Source organism: Streptomyces sp. NPDC086766 (assembly GCF_044746005.1).
In the GTDB taxonomy this organism is placed as follows: Bacteria; Actinomycetota; Actinomycetes; order Streptomycetales; family Streptomycetaceae; genus Streptomyces.
In genome coordinates this window covers 484,579-503,273 of record NZ_JBIVBI010000001.1, presented here as the reverse complement: position 1 = coordinate 503,273, position 18,695 = coordinate 484,579, and the positions used below count along the sequence as shown (strand labels likewise).

Here is an 18,695-nt window from a genome sequence, read left to right as displayed (position 1 = left end):
GTGGGGCGCCGAGGCACTTCGGGCGCGTGAGGGGCCTGACGGGGCCGCCCGGGATGGGGTGGCCCGAGACGCGGTGGCCGGAGGCCGCCGGGCGCATGACACCCTGAACGGGTGAGCAGTCAGCAGTCCCCCACCCTCCCAGGTCCCTCGCGCAACCCCGTCGGCGCGCACGTCCCCGTCGCCGGCGGACTGCACTCCGTGGGCCTGTCCTACGCCCGCGACCTGAAGGCCGAGGCCGTGCAGGTCTTCGTCGCCAACCCGCGCGGCTGGGCCACTCCCGCGGGCAGTCCCCGGCAGGACGAGGCGTTCCGGGCGGCCTGCGCCGAGGAGTCGATCCCGGCGTACGTGCACGCCCCCTACCTGATCAACTTCGGCTCGCACACCGAGGCCACCGTGGAGCGGTCGGTGGCCTCGCTGCGGCACTCGCTGCGGCGCGGGCGGGAGATCGGCGCGCTGGGCGTGGTGGTGCACACCGGCAGCGCGACCGGCGGCCGGGACCGGGCGGTGGCGCTGCGGCAGGTGCGGGAGCGGATGCTGCCGCTGCTGGACGAGCTCACCCACGACGACGACCCGTACCTGCTGCTGGAGTCGACCGCGGGCCAGGGCGCCTCGCTGTGCTCGCGCACCTGGGACTTCGGGCCGTACTTCGAGGCGCTGGACGCCCATCCGAGGCTGGGCGTGTGCCTGGACACCTGCCACATCTTCGCCGCCGGGCACGACCTGACCGGCCCGAGCGGTATGCACGGGATGCTGGACCTGCTGGTGGCCACGGTGGGCGAGGGCCGGCTGCGGCTGATCCACGCCAACGACTCCAAGGACGTGGCCGGCGCGCACAAGGACCGGCACGAGAACATCGGCGCCGGTCACATCGGCGAGGACCCCTTCCGCGCCCTGATGACCCACCCGGCCACCGAGGGCGTGCCGCTGGTCATCGAGACGCCGGGCGGCAAGGCGGGTCACGCGGCGGACGTGGAGCGGCTGAAGAAGCTCAGGGACGGCTGACCCCCGCGGACGGGACGGGCCGTCGTGGTGGCCCGTGCCGTCAGAGCTCGGGCCCGTCCCCCGGTCCCTCCTGGTAGGAGTAGCGCTGTTCCTTCCAGGGGTCGCCGACGTTGTGGTAGCCGCGCTCCTCCCAGAAGCCGCGGCGGTCCGCGGTCATGTACTCCACGCCGCGGACCCACTTCGGGCCCTTCCAGGCGTACAGGTGGGGGACGACCAGGCGGAGCGGGAAACCGTGCTCGGCGGTGAGCAGTTCGCCGTCCTTGTGGGTGGCGAACAGGGTGCGCTCGGCGGCGAAGTCGGACAGCCGCAGGTTGGAGCTGAAGCCGTACTCCGCCCAGACCATCACATGGGTGACCTCGGGCGCGGGCGGGGCGATCTCGAGGATCGTGCGGGCCGGGATGCCGCCCCATTCGGCGCCGATCATGCTGAACTTCGTGACGCAGTGCAGATCGGCCACCACGCTGGTGTACGGCAGGGCCGTGAACTCCTCGTGCGTCCAGCAGTGCTTCTCGCCGTCGGCGGTGGCCCCGAAGACCCGGAACTCCCAGCGCTCGGGACGGAACTTGGGCACCGGCCCGTAGTGCGTGACCGGCCAGCCCCGCTGCAGTCGCTGCCCCGGCGGAAGCTCCCCTCGCGCTGCTGCTCCAGACGCGTCTCCTGATGCGCGTTCCACCGGCTGACCCATGACTCCATCCTGACAGACGGAAGGGGGTGCACCTGACCAGCCCCGGCCCGATCAGTGCAACTCGCACTAAGTGTGCACTTACTGGACCACCCTGGGGGCCGGTGTCATGATTCGGCACACTATGCCCAGTTTCGTCCGGAAGGAGCCCACCGCGATGCAGGGCGACCCCGAGGTCATCGAGCTGCTCAACGAGCAGCTCACCGCCGAGCTCACCGCGATCAACCAGTACTTCCTGCACTCCAAGCTGCAGGACCACAAGGGGTGGACCAAACTCGCGAAGTACACCCGGGACGAGTCCTTCGACGAGATGCGGCACGCCGAGGTGCTGACCGACCGCATCCTGCTTCTGGACGGCCTGCCCAACTACCAGCGGCTCTCCCACATCCAGGTCGGGCAGACGGTGACCGAGATGTTCCGGGCCGACCGGCAGATCGAGGTCGAGGCGATCGACCGGCTGCGCCGTGGCGTCGAGGTGATGCGCAACAAGGGCGACATCACGTCGGCGAACATCTTCGAGGCGATCCTGGCCGACGAGGAGCACCACATCGACTACCTGGACACCCAGCTCGACCTGGTCGACAAGCTGGGCGAGGCGCTCTACCTGGCGACGGTCGTCGAGCAGAGCCAGCCGGACCCGTCGGGCCCGGGCACCTCGGGCTTCTCGACGCGCTAGCGCCGGCCCCTCAGGCGGCGTCGCCGAGCTCCGCCGGGCCCGCGGCGGGCGCCGTCCGCGGAGCGAGCCGCGCGAGCGCCGGGACCGCCTCGCCGGCCGGCTCGCGGCGCGGGCCGGCGCCACGGCCGAGCAGAGCCTGGATGCGGCGCACGCATCCGCCGCAGTCGGTCCCGGCCTTGCAGGCGGAGGCGATCTGGCGGGGGGTGCAGGCGCCGTTCTCCGCGTGCTGCCTCACCTGCTGATCGGTGATGCCGAAGCAACTGCAGACGTACACGCGGTCCACCTCCTGCCGGGGGATCATCTGGTCCTGCCGCATCCGGAGGGACCGGGTGACCCGTCCTCGGTGAGGCAAACCTAACCTTACCCGGCACGCAGAAGCCGCGAAAGCGGTGAGGGGCGCGGATCGGGTGTGATCCGCGCCCCACTCACCCGCCCGTGCCGGGCGGCCGGCTCACTGGTCCCGGTACATCTCGGCGACGAGGAAGGCCAGGTCCAGCGACTGGCTGCGGTTGAGCCGCGGGTCGCAGGCCGTCTCGTAGCGCTGGTGCAGGTCGTCGACGAAGATCTCGTCGCCGCCGCCCACGCACTCGGTGACGTCGTCGCCGGTCAGCTCCACGTGGATGCCGCCCGGGTGGGTGCCCAGCGCCTTGTGCACCTCGAAGAAGCCCTTGACCTCGTCGAGCACGTCGTCGAAGCGGCGGGTCTTGTGGCCGGAGGCCGCCTCGAAGGTGTTGCCGTGCATCGGGTCCGTCACCCACGCCACCGTGGCGTCGGCCGCCGTGACCTTCTCGACCAGCTCGGGGAGCTTGTCGCGGACCTTGTCGGCGCCCATCCGGACGATGAAGGTCAGCCGGCCCGGCTCGCGCTCGGGGTCGAGGCGCTCGATGTAGGCCAGGGCCTCCTCCGGCGTCGTCGTCGGACCGAGCTTGACGCCGATCGGGTTGCGGATCTTCGAGGCGAACTCGACGTGCGCGTGGTCCAGCTGCCGGGTGCGCTCACCGATCCACACCATGTGCGCGGAGACGTCGTACAGCCGCCCGGTGCGCGAGTCGACGCGGGTGAGCGCCGACTCGTAGTCGAGCAGCAGCGCCTCGTGCGAGGAGAAGAACTCGACGGTCTTGAACTCCTCCGGGTCCGCGCCGCAGGCGTGCATGAAGTTCAGCGCGCTGTCGATCTCCCGCGCGAGCTGCTCGTAGCGCTGGCCGGACGGGGAGGAGCGCACGAAGTCCTGGTTCCAGGCGTGCACCTGGCGCAGGTCGGCGTAGCCGCCGGTGGTGAAGGCGCGCACCAGGTTCAGCGTGGAGGCCGAGGCGTGGTACATCCGCTTCAGCCGCTCCGGGTCGGGGAGGCGGGCCTCCTCGGTGAACTCGAAGCCGTTGACCGAGTCGCCCCGGTACGTCGGCAGGGTCACCCCGTCGCGGGTCTCCGTCGGCTTGGAGCGCGGCTTGGAGTACTGGCCGGCGATGCGGCCGACCTTCACCACCGGCACCGAGGCGGCGTACGTCAGCACGGCGCCCATCTGGAGCAGAGTCTTGAGCTTGTTGCGGATGTGATCGGCGGACACCGCGTCGAAGGCCTCGGCGCAGTCGCCGCCCTGGAGGAGGAACGCCTCTCCCCTGGCGACGGCCGCCAGCCGGGCGCGCAGCTGGTCGCACTCGCCCGCGAAGACGAGCGGCGGATACGACTCGAGGTCCGCGATCACTGCGCGCAGAGCCTCGGAGTCGGGGTACTCGGGCTGCTGCGCCGCGGGCAGGTTTCGCCAGGTGTTGCCAGCGCTCGCGCTGGGCTTAGCGTTCACGGTCACCTCGTAAACATTACGTGGTCGTGTCGCGGGTCCCTTGATCTGCTCATCAATTGAGACAGATGGTGCACAGGCGTGGACGGCACGACGGGGATCGGGAGGGACGGGCGGGTCAGGAGGTGCCGGCGGGTCAGGACGGGCCTGCGCCGACGTCCAGCTGGTTGCGGTCGATGTTGATCGTCACGCCGCCGTAGGACTCCCTGCGGTTGCCCGCGTACTGGTGGATGCGCTGGTGGTCGGCCCACAGGGCGGCCGGCAGGGCGGGGTCGTCGGTGCCGTTGTCGTCGTTCCAGCGGGCGAAGTGGATGACGTCGGGCAGGGTGGTCTTCTTCGCGTTCGCGACCAGGTCGGCGACCAGGGAGGAGACGCTGCCGTAGGCCCCGGACCGGTAGCCCAGGTCGTGCAGGCGCCTGGTCCACGCCTCCAGGTAGCCGAGCACCTGGGTGGTGGCGGACCCGCCGCGGGCGTACTGCTCCAGGTCGTTGTAGATCACGGTGCCCTGGCCGAGTCCGAGCGTGGAGGCCTGGGCGACCGCGTCCTCGGCGGCCTCCCGGCCCTGCGGGACCGGGTCGGTGATGGGGGCGCAGGCGTCCCCGCAGCTGCTGGCGGCGGACTGGGGGCCGACGTAGAGCGGGAAGAAGCGCCAGCCGTTCGTGTACTGGGCCTGCACCCAGGAGGCGGTCAGCCGCGGCTGGCCGCAGGCCCTGTTGACGCCGCCGATGTAGATGCCGATCGCCCCGTAGGGCGAGGCGGACTTCCAGGCGTTCATGGACGACTGGCTCGGCGCGGTGCAGGCGTCGAAGCCCCGGCCCCGATGGGTGGAGGCGACGGCCGGGACGGTGAGCGCGGCCGGCACCTCGCCCGGCTTCTCCGCGCGGGCGGCGCCGATGGGCAGCCCGGCACTGTCCAGCACCCGCCGGATGGTCTCTCGGTCGCGGCCGTAGGGGGCCGTGACGGCGATCTGGTCCGCGGTCGCCCGGTAGAGGCGGGCCGTGCGGTTCTCGGTCACGGCGCTCTTCGTACCGGCGGCCGCGGGCTGCACCCAGAGGGACTCGGTGCGGCCCAGGGCGCGCGCCGGGCAGTCCTGCCGCTCGCCCGGCGTGCCGAGGTAGACCGCGTGCCGGTCGAAGCGGACGCAGGCGGTCGGGTGCTCGGCGAGGTCGATCACCGGCCAGGCGGCGGGGACGGTGAACGTGTGACCGCGGTAGGTGACGGTCCGGGTGTCGTCCGTCGTCGCCCGGGCGCCGCCGGGCGCGGCGGCGCCGAGGACCGCGCAGGCGGTCACCGCCGTGAGCGTGGCGAGGGCGCGCGGGGCGCGGCGTCCGTTCCGGGCGGGGGTCCGTGGTGGCCGTGGTGCGGACAAGGTGCTCTCCTGGGTCGGGGTGTGCCGCGGGAAAACCGGGGTGGGGATCCGCGCGCCGGTGACGGACGCCCTCCTTCCACGCGGCGAACCCGCCGGAAACCGGCAGTGATGCGTATGGGCGACACCGGGTGGGGTAGGGTGCGGCGCATGTTCGCGCATTCGACCCGTAACCAGAACTGGTGGTGGACCGCTCGTCCGGCGGCCCACTGACTGCGCGTCAACACACTTCGCGAAGGCCGCCCGAGGGGCGGCCTTCGGCGTTCTCCGCGACCGGCCGTTCCTCCCGATCACGACAGCGATCACCGACCTCGGTGCCCACCGACGGAAGAGGAACCCATGGACCTGGCGCATCTGCCGTACGACGACCGCCCGTTCGCCCTGCTGCGCCGCCGCACCCCGGGCCGCGACCACGACGTGGTCGAGGTGCTGCGCGGCCCCGTCACCGTCTGCGACCGCCTCGCCGGCCTGCCCGACGAGTGCCTCGCGCTCGTCCCCTTCCGGCAGATCCGCGAGCGCGGCTTCGACGTCCGCGACGACGGCACCCCGCTGGCGGTGCTGACGCCCGAGGAGCGGTACGAGATCCCGCTCGCCGAGGCGCTGGACCGGCTGCCGGCGCACGAGGTGCCGGTCGAGGGCGGCGGCTTCGACGTCGCCGACGAGGAGTACGCCGGGATCGTAAAGCGGGTGCTGCGCGAGGAGATCGGCGCGGGCGAGGGCGCCAACTTCGTGATCCGGCGGACCTACCAGGGGGAGATCCGGGGGTTCTCCCGCGCGGACGCCCTCGCGCTGTTCCGACGGCTGCTGGAGGGCGAGCGCGGCGCGTACTGGACGTTCGTGGTGCACACCGGGGAGCGCACCCTCGTCGGGGCCAGCCCGGAGGTGCACGTCCGCATGTCCGGCGGGACCGTGGTCATGAACCCGATCAGCGGGACGTACCGCTACCCGGCGGACGGGCCGACGCCCGAGCACCTGCTCGGCTTCCTCGCCGACGGCAAGGAGATCGAGGAGCTGTCGATGGTCGTCGACGAGGAGCTCAAGATGATGTGCACCGTCGGCGACATGGGCGGGGTCGTCGTCGGGCCGCGGCTGAAGGAGATGGCGCATCTCGCGCACACCGAGTACGAGCTGCGCGGCCGTTCGTCGCTGGACGCGCGCGAGGTGCTCCGGGAGACCCTGTTCGCCGCCACGGTGACCGGATCACCGGTGCAGAACGCCTGCCGGGTCATCGAGCGCCACGAGGTGGGCGGGCGCGGCTACTACGCCGGTGCCCTCGCGCTGCTGGGCCGGGACGCCGCCGGCGTCCAGACCCTCGACTCCCCCATCCTCATCCGCACCGCCGACATCGACGCGGCCGGCCGGCTGCGGGTCCCGGTCGGCGCCACGCTGGTGCGCGGCTCCGACCCGGCGGGCGAGGTCGCCGAGACGCACGCCAAGGCGGCCGGGGTGCTGGCGGCATTGGGCGTGCGGCCCGGCCGGCCGCGAGCGGAACGGGCGGTGCCCCGGCTCGCCGACGATCCGCGGGTGCGGGCGGCGCTGGACGGGCGCCGGGCCGCGCTGGCGCCGTTCTGGCTGCGGATGCAGGAGCGGCCCGCGGAACCCGGCGGGCACGCCCTGGTCGTGGACGGCGAGGACACCTTCACGGCGATGCTCGCGCACGTGCTGCGCTCCTCGGGCCTGACCGTCGCCGTCCGCCGCTACGACGCGGCGGGGCTCCGGGACGCCGTGCGCGCGCACGAGGGCCCGGTCGTCCTCGGCCCCGGCCCCGGCGACCCCCGGGACGCCGCCGACCCGAAGATGCGCCTCCTGCGCGCGCTGACCGCCGAGGTCCTCGCGGAACACCGGCACGGGGTGCTCGGCGTGTGCCTCGGGCACGAGCTGATCGCGGCCGAACTGGGGCTGGACATCGTCCGCAAGGAGGTGCCGTACCAGGGCGCGCAGACCACGATCGACCTGTTCGGCCGGGAGGAGACCGTCGGCTTCTACAACAGCTTCGTGGCGGCTTGCGACGACGAGGCGGCGGCGGAGCTGGCCGCGCACGCCGTGGAGGTCGGCCGCGCGGGCAACGGCGAGGTGCACGCGCTGCGCGGGCCCGGCTTCGCGGGCCTGCAGTTCCACCCGGAGTCGGTGCTGACGCTGAACGGCGCCGCGATCGTGCGGGAGTCGCTCGCTCAGGCGCGCGGCACCAGGACGTTCTCCGAGCGGCGGCCCGCCTTGTAGTCGAGGACGTTCTTCACCGTGGTGTCGACGATCTGCCGGAGCGCGTCCTCGGTGTAGTACGCCTGGTGGGAGGTGACCAGCACGTTGGGGAAGGTGACCAGGCGGGCCAACACGTCGTCCTCGATGGCGTGGAGCGACTTGTCGAGGTAGAACAGGCCCGCCTCAGCCTCGTAGACGTCGAGGCCGACGCCGGTGAAGCGGCCCTCGCGCAGTTCGGCGACGAGGGCCATGGTGTCGATCAGGCCGCCGCGGCTGGAGTTCACCAGGATCGCGTCGTCCTTCATCGTCTTCAGGGCGCCGGCGTCGATGAGGTTGTGCGTCTCCGGCATCAGCGGGACGTGCAGGCTGACCAGGTCGGACTCGGCCAGCAGTTGGTCCCGGGAGACGTACTTCATGCCCAGCTCCATGCAGGCCGGGTTCTCGGCGACGTCCCAGCCGAGCAGGCGCATGCCGAAGCCGTGGGCGATCCGGGCGAACGCCTCGCCGATCTTCCCGGTGCCGAGCACGCCGGCGGTGCGGCCGTGCAGGTCGCGGCCCATCAGCCCGTCGAGCCGGAAGTCGAAGTCGCGGGTGCGGATGGAGGCGCGCACGATGCGCCGGTTGACCGCGAGGGCGAGGGCCCAGGCGAACTCGGCGACCGAGTAGGGCGAGTAGTACGACACCCGGGCGACCGTCATGCCGAGCCGCTCGGCCATCCGGAGGTCGATGTTGTTGAAGCCGGTGGAGCGCTGGGCGATCATCCGGGTCCCGCCGGCCGCCAGGACCTCCAGCGTGCGCGGACCGAGGTCGGCGTTGACGCTGCTGGAGACGACCTCGGAGCCGGCGGCGATGGGGGCGGTGTCCTGGTTGAGGAAGACGTCCAGGCAGCGGACCTCGTGGTGGTCCCGGAAGGCCTGCTCGATCAGGGGCTTCTCGTCGGCCTGCACGCCGAAGGCCAGGATCTCCACGGGCCCCCTCCCGGGGTTGGCGCCGGAACTGTCTGGTACCGGCGAATATACGTGCCCCCGCGCCCACCGGGGGCAGCCGCCCCTGGACCTCCCCGTGAGCCGGACCGGCCGGACCGGTCAGCCGAAGAAGACGCCGATCTCGGCGTAGAGCTTCGGGTCGACCGTCTTCAGGCGCGCGGTGGCCTCCCCGATCGGGACGCGGACGATGTCGGTGCCGCGCAGGGCGACCATCTTGCCGAAGTCGCCGTCGTGGACGCAGTCCACGGCGTGCAGCCCGAACCGGGTGGCGAGCCAGCGGTCGAAGGCGCTCGGGGTGCCGCCGCGCTGGACGTGCCCGAGCACGGTGGTGCGGGCCTCCTTGCCGGTGCGCTTCTCGATCTCCTTGGCCAGCCACTCGCCGACGCCGGACAGCCGGACGTGCCCGAAGGAGTCCAGCGACTCGTCCTTGAGCACCATGTGGCCGTCCTTCGGCATGGCGCCCTCGGCGACGACCACGATCGGGGCGTACGACGCCGTGAACCGGGCGTTGATCCAGGAGCACACCTGGTCCAGGTCGAAGCGCTGCTCGGGGATGAGGATGACGTTCGCGCCGCCCGCGAGACCGGAGTGCAGGGCGATCCAGCCGGCGTGACGGCCCATCACCTCGCAGACCAGGACCCGCATGTGGGACTCGGCGGTGGTGTGCAGCCGGTCGATCGCCTCGGTGGCGATGCCGACCGCGGTGTCGAAGCCGAAGGTGTAGTCGGTGGCCGACAGGTCGTTGTCGATGGTCTTCGGCACGCCGACACAGGGCACCCCGTACTCCCCGGAGAGCTCCGCGGCCACGCCGAGGGTGTCCTCGCCGCCGATCGCGATGAGCGCCTCGACCTCCTGCTTGGCGAGGTTCTCCTTGATCCGCCGGATGCCGTTCTCCTGCTTGAGCGGATTGGTGCGCGAGGAGCCGAGGATGGTGCCGCCGCGGGGCAGGATGCCGCGCACCGCGGAGATGTCGAGCGGGACCGTGTCGCCCTCGAGGGGGCCCCGCCAGCCGTCCCGGAAGCCGACGAAGTCGTAGCCGTACTCCTGCACGCCCTTGCGGACGACTCCCCGGATGACGGCGTTGAGCCCGGGGCAGTCGCCGCCTCCGGTCAGTACTCCGACCCGCATGGAAATGTCCCTTCGCCGCGGTTGCCTGATGCGGGGCAGGCTAATGGTGACGCACGTCACTTCTGCGAGGGCAGGACAGCCAATTCCGCCGAAATGTCCGGTAGTTGATGCGGGCAAATCCACCCGAAAGGGTGAGGTCACCGCGTACGCGGGTTTACTCCCCGTCGAGCCCCCGCTCGATGGCGTACCGGACCAGCTCCACGCGGTTGTGCAACTGGAGCTTGCCGAGGGTGTTCTGGACGTGGTTCTGCACCGTGCGGTGCGAGATGACCAGGCGCTCGGCGATCTGCTTGTAGCTCAGGCCCTTGGCCACCAGGCGCAGTACCTCGGTCTCGCGGTCGGTCAGCCGGGGGGCCTTGGGCTCGTCGGCGTCCGCGGCGGGCGCCGGCTCGGAGGCGAGGCGGCGGTACTCGCCGAGCACCAGACCGGCCAGGCCCGGGGTGAACACCGGGTCGCCGACGGCCGTGCGGCGCACCGCGTCCAGCAGTTCCTCCGTGGAGGCGGACTTGAGCAGGTAGCCCGTCGCGCCGGACTTCACGGCCTCCAGGACGTCGGCGTGCTCGCCGCTGGCGGACAGCACCAGCACGCGCAGCGCCGGGTCGGCGGCGACGAGCTCCTTGCAGACCTGCACGCCGGGCTTCGCGGGCAGGTTGAGGTCGAGGACCAGGACGTCCGGCGCGGCCGCTCCGGCCCGCCGCACCGCCTGCTCGCCGTCGCCCGCGGTGGCGACCACCTCGAAGCCGGCCTCGGCCAGGTCGCGGGCGACGGCGTCCCGCCACATGGGGTGGTCGTCGACCACCATGACCTTGATCGTGCCCCGATCCTCGCTCATCGCCGCTCCGCCTTCCCCCGTGATCCGTCCGTGTTCCCGTCCCCGCGCCCGGGCCGGCCCCGGCCGGCGCCGCCGCCCCCGTCGCCGCCCTTGGGGACGGTCAGTTCGACCTCGGTGCCCTGGCCCGGGACCGAGATCAGCTCGGCCGTCCCGCCGAGGTCGCGCAGCCGGCCGCGGATCGACTGGGCCACGCCGAGCCGGCCCTCGCCCTCGGCCTCGGCGAGCCGTCCCGCGGGGATGCCGGGCCCGTCGTCGCGCACCGTCACGGTCACCGACTCCGGCTCGTCCTCCAGCAGGATCCACGCCCGGGCGTCCCGGCCCGCGTGCCGCCGGACGTTGTCCAGCGCGGCGCCGACGGCCGCGGCCACCTCACGGGCGGCGGCGGGCGGCAGGAGCACCGGGGCGCCCGGTTCGGAGAGGGCGGTCCGCGCACCGGCGTACGGGGCGAGCAGGGAGCGCAGATCGACGGGGCCGGCCGCCGCGCCGTCGTCCGGGCCGTCCTCCACGGCGTGCACGAGGGCGCCCTCGGCCGCGTCCCGCGACACCCGGGAGACGGGGACGAGCCCGCCGGAGACCAGGGTGCGCAGCGCCGCCTCCTGCTCGCCCGCGAGCCGGCCCAGCTCCGCCGCCTCGCCGCCGACCACCGCGCCGCGCCGCTGCACCATGGCCAGGACCTGCAGGACGCCGTCGTGGATGTCCCGGGCGAGCCGCTCCCGTTCGCGGGTGGCGGCCTCGATCTCCAGAGCGCGGGCGAGGGTGCGCTCGGAGGCGCGGGCGACCTCGACGACGTAGCCGATGGCGATGGCGGCGACCCAGACCAGGACCACGTTGTGCACGGTGTCGCGGGCCGGGGTGCCGCGTTCGGCCAGGTTGACCAGGGCGACCGCGGTGGAGGCGAAGGCGGCCCAGCGCCAGCCGCCCCTGAGGGCGAAGGCCAGGACGGAGCCAGCCGTCCATATCGACGGCAGCGTCGGGCCGCCGTCCGCGACCCGCTCGGGCGCGTCGGCGACCAGCGTGAGCAGGATGCCGGTGAGCGCGAGGGTGAGGTCGGCGGCCAGGAAGCGCTTGGTGCAGCTCGCCGCGTTCGCCACCTTCGGCAGGGTGGCCAGGGTCCACACGAACAGGACCCCGTAGTACCCGATGGCCACGCCGGGGCGGGGGAAACGGCCGTAGGCGGTGGCGAACAGGCCGACCGCGTAGAACATCGTGAGCACCCGGTAGGCGCCGAGCGCCCGCCACAGCGGCTGCTCGACCGACATCCTCATGACTTGCTCGCGCCTGGCCATGTCCCCCCTCGTCCGGCTGTCCGCCCCCGGCGCCGGTCCCTCCCCGCTCCCGCAACGGGTGCTACTCCGCGCGGTCGCCCTTCGCGGCGTTCTTCTCCTTCTCGGCCTGCTCCTTCTCGGCCTGCGCGAGCGCGGACTTCGCCGCCTTCTCCGCTTCCTTCCCGGCCTTGGCCGCCTCCGCGATCTGCCGCTTGGCGGCGGTCGCGTACATGTCGACGTACTCCTGGCCGGAGAGCTTCATGATCTCGTACATGACCTCGTCGGTCACCGCGCGCAGCACGAACCGGTCGTGCTCCATGCCCTGGTAGCGGCGGAAGTCCAGCGGCTTGCCGATGCGGATGCCCGGGCGCATCAGCTTCGGGAGGATCTTGCCGGGCGGCTGGATCTTCTCTGTGTCGATCATGGCTACCGGGATGACGGGCGCGCCGGTGGCCAGCGCCACGCGCGCGAGGCCGCCCGGCTTGCCGCGGTAGAGGCGGCCGTCCGGGGAGCGGGTGCCCTCCGGGTAGATGCCGAACAGCTCGCCGCGCTCCAGCACCTCGATGCCGCTCTTGATCGCCGCCTCGCCCGCGCCGCGGGCGCCCGAGCGGTCCACAGGGAGCTGGCCGACGCCCTTGAAGAAGGCGGCGGTGAGCCGGCCCTTCACACCGGGCGTGGTGAAGTACTCCGCCTTCGCGATGAAGGTGACCTTGCGGTCCAGCATCGTGGGCAGGAAGAACGAGTCCGAGAAGGACAGGTGATTGCTGGCCAGTATGGCGGGGCCCTCGGCCGGGATGTTCTCCAGGCCCTCCACCCAGGGCCTGAAGGCGACCTTCAGCGGTCCCCCGATGGCCACCTTCATCGTGCCGTACAACAACCTAGTCCTCCTGTGTGTGTCGATCAGACCATAACCCCAAGTGCCGTCGAACGGGCCGACGACCCTGGTCGGTGTCGGTGCCGTCGCGTACGGTGAAGTACCTGCACTCGACGACGTGCCAGCGGTCGATGTGCCCGACCACACCACGAACAGGAGACCGACGTGCCGGTCCTCCCGGGAGCCGAGCCGTTCCGCCACGAGGGCGGGGAGGTAGGCGTCCTTCTCTGTCACGGCTTCACCGGCTCCCCGCAGTCGCTGCGGCCCTGGGCCGAGTACCTGGCCGAGCGCGGCCTGACGGTGTCGCTGCCGCTGCTGCCCGGCCACGGCACGCGCTGGGAGGACCTCCAGCTCACCGGCTGGCAGGACTGGTACGCGGAGGTGGACCGCGCGCTGTACGGCCTGCGCGAGCGCTGCGCGCGGGTGTTCGTGGCCGGTCTGTCCATGGGCGGAGCCCTGGCGCTGCGGCTGGCCGCCCGGCACGGGGACGCGGTCGGCGGCGTGGTGGTCGTCAACCCGGCCAACAAGGTGCACGGCCTGTCCGCGTACGCCCTTCCGGTCGCCCGCCACCTGGTCCGCACGACGAAGGGGATCGCGAGCGACATCGCCCTGCCGGGCAGCGCGGAACTGGGGTACGACCGGGTGCCGCTGCACGCCGCGCACTCGCTCCGGACCTTCTTCCGGCTGGTCGACCGCGAGCTGCCGCAGGTCACCCAGCCGCTGCTGCTGCTGCGCAGCCCGCAGGACCACGTGGTGCCGCCGGCCGACTCGGCCCGCGTGCTGAGCCGGGTCTCCTCCACGGACGTGACGGAGATCCTGCTGGAACGCAGCTACCACGTGGCGACGTTGGACCACGACGCGGACCGGATCTTCGAGGAGAGCCTCGCCTTCGTCGGCCGGCTCGCACCCAGTGTCGGCAAGGAAGGGACGACCGCCGGTGGCTGAGCACGACTCCGACCGCGAGGGCCGCGAGCCGGACGAGAGGGGCGTCCCGCTCGACGAGGCCGCCGCCTGGGCGGCGATCGTCGCGGGGTACGGCGAGGAGCCGCCGGACCCGCCGGGCGCGAAGCCGTTCAAGCCGGTCCAAGACCTCGCGCTGCCCCCGTTCGGGACGAACGACGAGGAGCCCGGGGAGGAGCGGCCGCGGTCCGCGGACGAGCGGCGGCGGCCCGAGCGGGAGGGGCCGGCGCCCGGTGGGCCGCTGGGCAGCTCCGTCTCCTTCGCGCCCGGCGTCGGTCCGCGCGACTACTCCCCGCGCGAGCCGTCCGGGGACGAGGACGACGAGGGCCACTTCGTACCGCCGGAGCCGCCGCCGCTGCCCGCCGCCGACGTCACCGCGAAGTTCGCGTGGCTGGCGGTGCTCGGCGGGCCGGTGCTGCTTCTGCTGGCGGTGCTGTTCGGCTGGGACATGACGTGGTGGCTGGCCACCCTCGGCATCGGCGGCTTCCTCGGCGGGTTCGCGACGCTGGTGATGCGGATGAAGCCGGACGACGAGGACGACGACAACCCCGGGCGCGGGGCCGTGGTCTGACGGCCGCCGCCGCGCCCTCGGTGCCGCGCGCCGTCAGACGGCCGGGATCCGGACGGCGGCCAGGACCGGGAGGTGGTCCGTCGCCGCCCGCAGGTCCGCCTCGCTCACACCGGGGTGGCCGTGCGGCACCCCGCAGCCGAGCACCTCGATGCCGCGGGTGGCGAAGACGGCGTCGATCCGCTGGTAGGGGTCGGCGGGCGTCCAGGTGTGCTCGCCGCCCCAGGGCTTGGTGGCCCAGCCGTCCTGGAGGCCGTCCGCGAGACGCCGGAAGGTCGGGCCGTCCGGCCGCTCGTTGAGGTCGCCGCCCGCGATCGCGTGCTCCACGCCCATCGCCGCCAGCCGGTCCAGGAGCATCCCGCCCTGCGCGTACCGCTCGTCCGGCCGGAGCGAGAGATGGCAGCTCAGGACGCCCAGCCGGGCGCCGCCGAACCGGACGACCGCGGTGGCGAGACCGCGCCGGTGCTCGCCCGGGGTGAGCGGCAGCAGCACGTCCTCGGTCCGCTCCACGGTGGCCCGCAGCCCGCACAGCAGGGCGGGCCCGGCCGCGGGGGCGCCACCGGAGAGGATCACCAGTCCGGACGCGGCCGCCAGCCGGGCCAGCTTCTTGCGCCAGCGGAAGAAACGGGGCGCCTCCTGGACCAGGACGAGATCGGGCGCGCAGGCGCCGATCACCCGGGCGAGGGCGTCGGTGTCGTCGCGCATCGAGCGGATGTTGTAGCTCAGGACGCGGACGACGGCGGAACCGTCGGGCTCGGTGCGGGAGTTGGGAAGCAGCTCCATGTGGATCAATGTACGCCCCGCGGGTCGGGGGGCGGGGTCGGCGCGCGACCGCCGGTCGTCGCCGGCCGGTCGCGCCCGCGCGGCACAGCCGCCTGTCCGCGGGCCCCGCGCCCCCGTGTGCCCCACGGGCTCCCTACATGATCGGGTCCGGCTCCCGGGCCAGGTCGGCCGCGCCCACCAGGCCGGCCTTGTTGCCGAGCTGGGCGGCGATCACGTCGGCGACCGGGCGCCAGTTGCCGCCCACCAGCCAGCGCTTGTACGACTTGCGGATCGGGTCCAGGACCAGCTCGCCCTCGTCGGAGAGGCCGCCGCCGACGATGAAGGCGGACGGGTCGAAGAGGGAGGCCAGGTCGGCCAGGCCCGCGCCGGCCCAGCGGGCCAGCTCGCGGTAGGAGTCCACGGCCACCGGGCAGCCCTGGCGCGCGGCCATCGAGATGTGCTTGCCCTCGATGCCGTCCGGGGTGCCGTCGCCCAGCGACAGCAGCACGTCCGCGTTCTCCGGGGTGGCGTTGGCCCGCTGCTTGGCGTACCGCACCAGGGCGCGGCCCGAGGCGTACTGCTCCCAGCAGCCCTGGCTGCCGCAGCCGCAGAGCAGGCCGTCCGGCACCATCCGGATGTGCCCGAACTCGGCGGCCACGCCGAAGTGGCCGCGGCGCAGCTTGTTGCCGATGATGATGCCGCCGCCGAGACCGGTGCCGAGCGTGATGCAGATGACGTTGCGGTGGCCCTTGCCGGCACCGAACTTGTACTCGCCCCAGGCGGCGGCGTTCGCGTCGTTCTCCACGACGACCGGCAGGCCGACGCGGGCCTCGACCTCGTCCTTCAGCGGCTCCTGGCGCCAGTCGATGTTGGGCGCGAAGTAGACCGTCGAGCGCTGCCGGTTGACGTAGCCCGCGGCGCCGATGCCCACACCGACGATGTCGTGCCCCGCGCGTGCGCCCTCCACGGCCGACGCGATGGCGTCCACGATGGCCTCGGGCGTGGTGGGGGTGGGCACCTTGAAGGTCGAGAGGATGTTGCCTTCCTCGTCGACCACGCCGGCCGCGATCTTCGTGCCGCCGATGTCGACGCCGATGGTGAGTCCCATGAATCCCTCAGTTCCGGTCGAGCCCCGCTACGGCCAACCGTACCCGAGGCCCTGGCGTCGAATTCGCGTCGTCCGCCGGGCGGACGGGTCCGGCCGCGGCCGGTACGGGCCGGGGGCGGGACCGGGTGCCCTCAGTCCAGGTCGATGCGCTGCCCGGGTCCGGTGCCCTCGCCCGGGTCCCGGCGGTCGCGCGGGTCCGCCGGGCCGTCGGCGCGCGGGGGGCCCTCCGGGTCGTCCGCGCGGCCGGTCCAGCGGCGCTCCTGGGCCTGGACGGCGCTGCGGTAGGCGGCGAGCAGCTCGCCGCCGGCCGCCGCCAGGTGGTCGAAGACGTCGGGGTTGCGCTCGATGACGGGCTCGACGGCCGCCCTGGCCTGCTGGACGGCCTGGCGCACCATCTCCTGGGCGGCCGGCCCGGCGACCGCGCCGAACAGCGGGGACCGCATCGACGACAGCCGGTCGGCGACGGTGTCGACGAGCTTGCGCAGCTCCTCGGCGGCCGAGCCCGGGGGCCGGCCGTACTCCGAGCGGCGGCGGGCCTTCTCCGCGGCGAGGTCCTCCGCGCACGCGGTGGCCCAGGCGTCGGCGTCGGCGGCGCGGGGCGCCTCGCCGGCCGCATCCTCCTGAGCGGTGCCGGGCGTGGGGCGCTCTTCGCTCATGACGGACTCCTGACTACGGTTCGTCCCTACGACGTTACCCGAACGGGCGTATGCGGTTCACCTGTCCCGGGGCCACAGCCGGGGGTCCGGCACGAAGCGGACGCGCAGCTCGTCCTCGCGCAGCGCGGCCCCGTCCACGGTGCAGCGGCGCAGCGCGGAGGGCAGCGGAACGATCCGGCGGAACTGCCCCGCGGTGACGACGAGTTCGTCGCCGCGGCGGACGAGGTCCAGCTCGTCCCGTATGGCGCCGGGCAGCGGCAGGTGCCAGACCAGCACGCCGTCCTCGGCGAGGCGGTCGGTGACGGGCCACTCGACCGGGGTGGGCTCCGGATTGACGCCGGGCACGGCGAGGGCGGCCAGGTCGTCCGGGCCGCGCGGGTCGCGGCCGAGGTGGGCGGCCCGGTGGATTGTGTGGGACTCCTGCCACTCGTCGAGGATCTTGCGTTGCTGGGCGACGGGGCCGGCGAGCCAGGAGTCCGCGGCGGGCTCGGGCAGCACCCGGGTGGCGACCAGGGACTCGGTGCGCAGTCCGCGCAGGGCGAGGCCGAGGGCGGTGGTGCGCACGGCCTCGGCGCCGGCCGGACCGGGCTCGGCGACCAGGCGCACGGCGGTGCCGCGGTCGGCGACGACCGCTTCGACGGCGGCGAGTTCGACGTCCCAGCGGGAGGCCGTCTCGTAGAGCCACTCGGCGGGCATGGGGACGCCGGCGAGGCGGCCGAGGACGGGGCGCAGGGCGCGGGCCGCCTGACGCTCGGGCGGCAGCAGCCGGCGCAGGTAGCGGCGCAGTTCCTCGGGGAGGGCGAGCAGGGCGAGGGCCTGCGGGGCGGGCGGCAGGTCGACGACCAGCAGCTCGAACCGCTCCGACAGCGCCGCGTCGCGCAGCGCGCGCAGCAGGGCGAGTTCCTCGGCACCGGGCAGCGGGGTGACCTCCTCGGCGTCGAGGCGCGCGGCCCCGAGGAGGTCGAGGACGCCCGACGCGCGGCTCTGGAAGGCGGCGAGGTCGTCGCGGAACCCCGCGGCGGCGTCGGGGCGCCAGGCGGTGAGGCCGGACTCGACGGGGACCGGCCGGGCGCCCGTGGCCACGCCGAGCGCCGCGCCGAGGCTGTCCGTGCGGTCGGCGCTGAGGACGAGGGTGGACGTGCCGTCACGGGCGGCGGCCAGGGCGGTGGCGGCGGCGACGGTGGTACGGCCGCTGCCGCCCGGGCCCGTGATCAGGAGGGTGCGCATGGAGGTGAACGGTACCCGCGCACGCGGCCCGTGGACCGTCGCGAGCGCCGCGCGCCCGCTCCCGGATCGCCGCCGGGTTACGCGGCGCCGGACTCCACGCGCTTCTTCAGACCCGCCAGCGCCCGGTCGATGATGACCTTCTCGGCCTTGCGCTTGATCATGCCCAGCATGGGGATCTTGACGTCGACGGTGAGCCGGTAGGTCACCTCGGTGGCGCCCGCGCCCGCCGGCTTGAGGAGGTAGGTGCCGTCCAGGGAGCGGAGCATCTGCGACTTCACCAGGGTCCAGGAGACCTCGTTGTCCCCGGTCCAGGTGTAGGCGAGGGTCTGGTCGTCCTTGATGGCGCCCGCGTCCATGACGAGGCGGACCTGCTCGGCGCGGCCCTGGGGGTCGGTGACGAGGACCTCGGCCTCCTTCACCTCGCCGGTCCAGTCCGGGTAGCGGGCGAAGTCGGCGATCACCCCCATGACGTCGGCCGGTGCCGCCTCGATCGTGATGCTCGAGCTGGTGTGTTCCGCCATCGCCGTGGCTCCTCCAGATGCGGGCCGTATGGGGTCTCCCCCGCCCGCGCGTGGAGGGCTCGGGGAAGAGGTCGTCGTGCGCACGGGT

The 18,695-nt window shown here is 73.4% G+C and carries 20 protein-coding genes; 6 read left to right on the top strand and 14 right to left on the bottom strand.

Annotation, left to right across the window (positions count from 1 at the left end; all coding sequences use genetic code 11):
* Positions 1-111: 111 nt before the first annotated feature.
* The gene (locus ACIPM1_RS02260) at positions 112-1,002 is read left to right on the top strand and encodes a deoxyribonuclease IV (RefSeq protein ID WP_356192929.1); all 891 of its coding nucleotides are present in this window, start codon (positions 112-114) and stop codon (positions 1,000-1,002) included.
* A gap of 40 nt (positions 1,003-1,042) precedes the next feature.
* On the opposite strand, the gene ACIPM1_RS02255 is transcribed toward ACIPM1_RS02260, so the two are convergent.
* Complete coding sequence (locus ACIPM1_RS02255; protein ID WP_402427718.1) at positions 1,043-1,687, bottom strand: sulfite oxidase-like oxidoreductase; 645 nt, start codon at positions 1,685-1,687, stop codon at positions 1,043-1,045.
* A 154-nt stretch (positions 1,688-1,841) separates the two neighbouring features.
* Between ACIPM1_RS02255 and bfr the strand changes: the two genes are divergently transcribed.
* Complete coding sequence (gene bfr, locus ACIPM1_RS02250; protein ID WP_402428163.1) at positions 1,842-2,360, top strand: bacterioferritin; 519 nt, start codon at positions 1,842-1,844, stop codon at positions 2,358-2,360.
* Between the two features lie 10 nt (positions 2,361-2,370).
* On the opposite strand, the gene ACIPM1_RS02245 is transcribed toward bfr, so the two are convergent.
* The 3 genes from ACIPM1_RS02245 to ACIPM1_RS02235 all read right to left on the bottom strand — a co-directional run bounded on the left by ACIPM1_RS02245 (position 2,371) and on the right by ACIPM1_RS02235 (position 5,524).
* Positions 2,371-2,676, bottom strand: coding sequence for a bacterioferritin-associated ferredoxin (locus ACIPM1_RS02245; protein WP_402427715.1), 306 nt, complete (start codon positions 2,674-2,676; stop codon positions 2,371-2,373).
* Between the two features lie 135 nt (positions 2,677-2,811).
* On the bottom strand, positions 2,812-4,164 hold the full coding sequence (locus ACIPM1_RS02240) for a class II 3-deoxy-7-phosphoheptulonate synthase (RefSeq protein WP_402427712.1): 1,353 nt from the start codon (positions 4,162-4,164) through the stop codon (positions 2,812-2,814).
* A 127-nt stretch (positions 4,165-4,291) separates the two neighbouring features.
* The gene (locus ACIPM1_RS02235) at positions 4,292-5,524 is read right to left on the bottom strand and encodes a glycoside hydrolase domain-containing protein (protein WP_402427709.1); all 1,233 of its coding nucleotides are present in this window, start codon (positions 5,522-5,524) and stop codon (positions 4,292-4,294) included.
* Between the two features lie 108 nt (positions 5,525-5,632).
* Here ACIPM1_RS02235 and ACIPM1_RS02230 point away from each other — a divergent pair, with 108 nt between their 5' ends.
* On the top strand, positions 5,633-5,734 hold the full coding sequence (locus ACIPM1_RS02230; RefSeq protein WP_402428160.1) for a trp operon leader peptide: 102 nt from the start codon (positions 5,633-5,635) through the stop codon (positions 5,732-5,734).
* 126 nt (positions 5,735-5,860) lie between these two features.
* Positions 5,861-7,741: an anthranilate synthase family protein gene (locus tag ACIPM1_RS02225; RefSeq protein ID WP_402427706.1), complete on the top strand. Its 1,881-nt coding sequence runs from the start codon at positions 5,861-5,863 to the stop codon at positions 7,739-7,741.
* Here ACIPM1_RS02225 and ACIPM1_RS02220 read toward each other — a convergent pair.
* From ACIPM1_RS02220 to ACIPM1_RS02200, 5 genes are all read right to left on the bottom strand, one after another.
* Positions 7,693-8,688, bottom strand: a complete 996-nt coding sequence (locus ACIPM1_RS02220) for a 2-hydroxyacid dehydrogenase (RefSeq protein ID WP_402427703.1) — start codon at positions 8,686-8,688, stop codon at positions 7,693-7,695. The two genes, ACIPM1_RS02225 and ACIPM1_RS02220, sit on opposite strands and share 49 nt — an antisense overlap.
* A 117-nt stretch (positions 8,689-8,805) precedes the next feature.
* Positions 8,806-9,834 (bottom strand): 6-phosphofructokinase, encoded by a 1,029-nt coding sequence (locus tag ACIPM1_RS02215; RefSeq protein WP_402427700.1) that lies wholly within the window; start codon positions 9,832-9,834, stop codon positions 8,806-8,808.
* Between the two features lie 154 nt (positions 9,835-9,988).
* Positions 9,989-10,666: a response regulator gene (locus ACIPM1_RS02210; protein WP_402427697.1), complete on the bottom strand. Its 678-nt coding sequence runs from the start codon at positions 10,664-10,666 to the stop codon at positions 9,989-9,991.
* Positions 10,663-11,952 (bottom strand): MacS family sensor histidine kinase, encoded by a 1,290-nt coding sequence (macS, locus tag ACIPM1_RS02205; protein ID WP_402427693.1) that lies wholly within the window; start codon positions 11,950-11,952, stop codon positions 10,663-10,665. The genes ACIPM1_RS02210 and macS overlap by 4 nt, the downstream gene beginning before the upstream one ends.
* Positions 11,953-12,013: 61 nt before the next feature.
* The gene (locus ACIPM1_RS02200; RefSeq protein ID WP_402428157.1) at positions 12,014-12,793 is read right to left on the bottom strand and encodes a lysophospholipid acyltransferase family protein; all 780 of its coding nucleotides are present in this window, start codon (positions 12,791-12,793) and stop codon (positions 12,014-12,016) included.
* Positions 12,794-12,970: 177 nt separating this feature from the next.
* Between ACIPM1_RS02200 and ACIPM1_RS02195 the strand changes: the two genes are divergently transcribed.
* Both ACIPM1_RS02195 and ACIPM1_RS02190 read left to right on the top strand, forming a co-directional pair.
* The gene (locus ACIPM1_RS02195; protein ID WP_402427690.1) at positions 12,971-13,750 is read left to right on the top strand and encodes an alpha/beta hydrolase; all 780 of its coding nucleotides are present in this window, start codon (positions 12,971-12,973) and stop codon (positions 13,748-13,750) included.
* Entirely contained in the window at positions 13,743-14,336 is a 594-nt protein-coding gene (locus ACIPM1_RS02190; protein ID WP_402427687.1) for a hypothetical protein, read from the top strand. Before ACIPM1_RS02195 ends, ACIPM1_RS02190 begins: the two co-directional genes overlap by 8 nt.
* A 33-nt stretch (positions 14,337-14,369) precedes the next feature.
* Here ACIPM1_RS02190 and ACIPM1_RS02185 read toward each other — a convergent pair whose 3' ends face one another.
* The 5 genes from ACIPM1_RS02185 to ACIPM1_RS02165 all read right to left on the bottom strand — a co-directional run bounded on the left by ACIPM1_RS02185 (position 14,370) and on the right by ACIPM1_RS02165 (position 18,607).
* Positions 14,370-15,116, bottom strand: coding sequence for an endonuclease/exonuclease/phosphatase family protein (locus tag ACIPM1_RS02185; RefSeq protein WP_402427684.1), 747 nt, complete (start codon positions 15,114-15,116; stop codon positions 14,370-14,372).
* Between the two features lie 133 nt (positions 15,117-15,249).
* The gene (locus tag ACIPM1_RS02180) at positions 15,250-16,203 is read right to left on the bottom strand and encodes an ROK family glucokinase (protein WP_356192898.1); all 954 of its coding nucleotides are present in this window, start codon (positions 16,201-16,203) and stop codon (positions 15,250-15,252) included.
* Positions 16,204-16,334: 131 nt separating this feature from the next.
* Complete coding sequence (locus ACIPM1_RS02175; RefSeq protein ID WP_402427681.1) at positions 16,335-16,859, bottom strand: DUF5304 domain-containing protein; 525 nt, start codon at positions 16,857-16,859, stop codon at positions 16,335-16,337.
* Positions 16,860-16,916: 57 nt separating this feature from the next.
* Positions 16,917-18,086, bottom strand: coding sequence for an ArsA family ATPase (locus ACIPM1_RS02170; protein WP_402427679.1), 1,170 nt, complete (start codon positions 18,084-18,086; stop codon positions 16,917-16,919).
* A 77-nt stretch (positions 18,087-18,163) separates the two neighbouring features.
* Positions 18,164-18,607 carry an SRPBCC family protein gene (locus tag ACIPM1_RS02165; protein ID WP_356192890.1) on the bottom strand — a complete coding sequence of 148 codons (444 nt, stop codon included), beginning with the start codon at positions 18,605-18,607 and terminating at the stop codon, positions 18,164-18,166.
* Positions 18,608-18,695 lie beyond the last annotated feature (88 nt).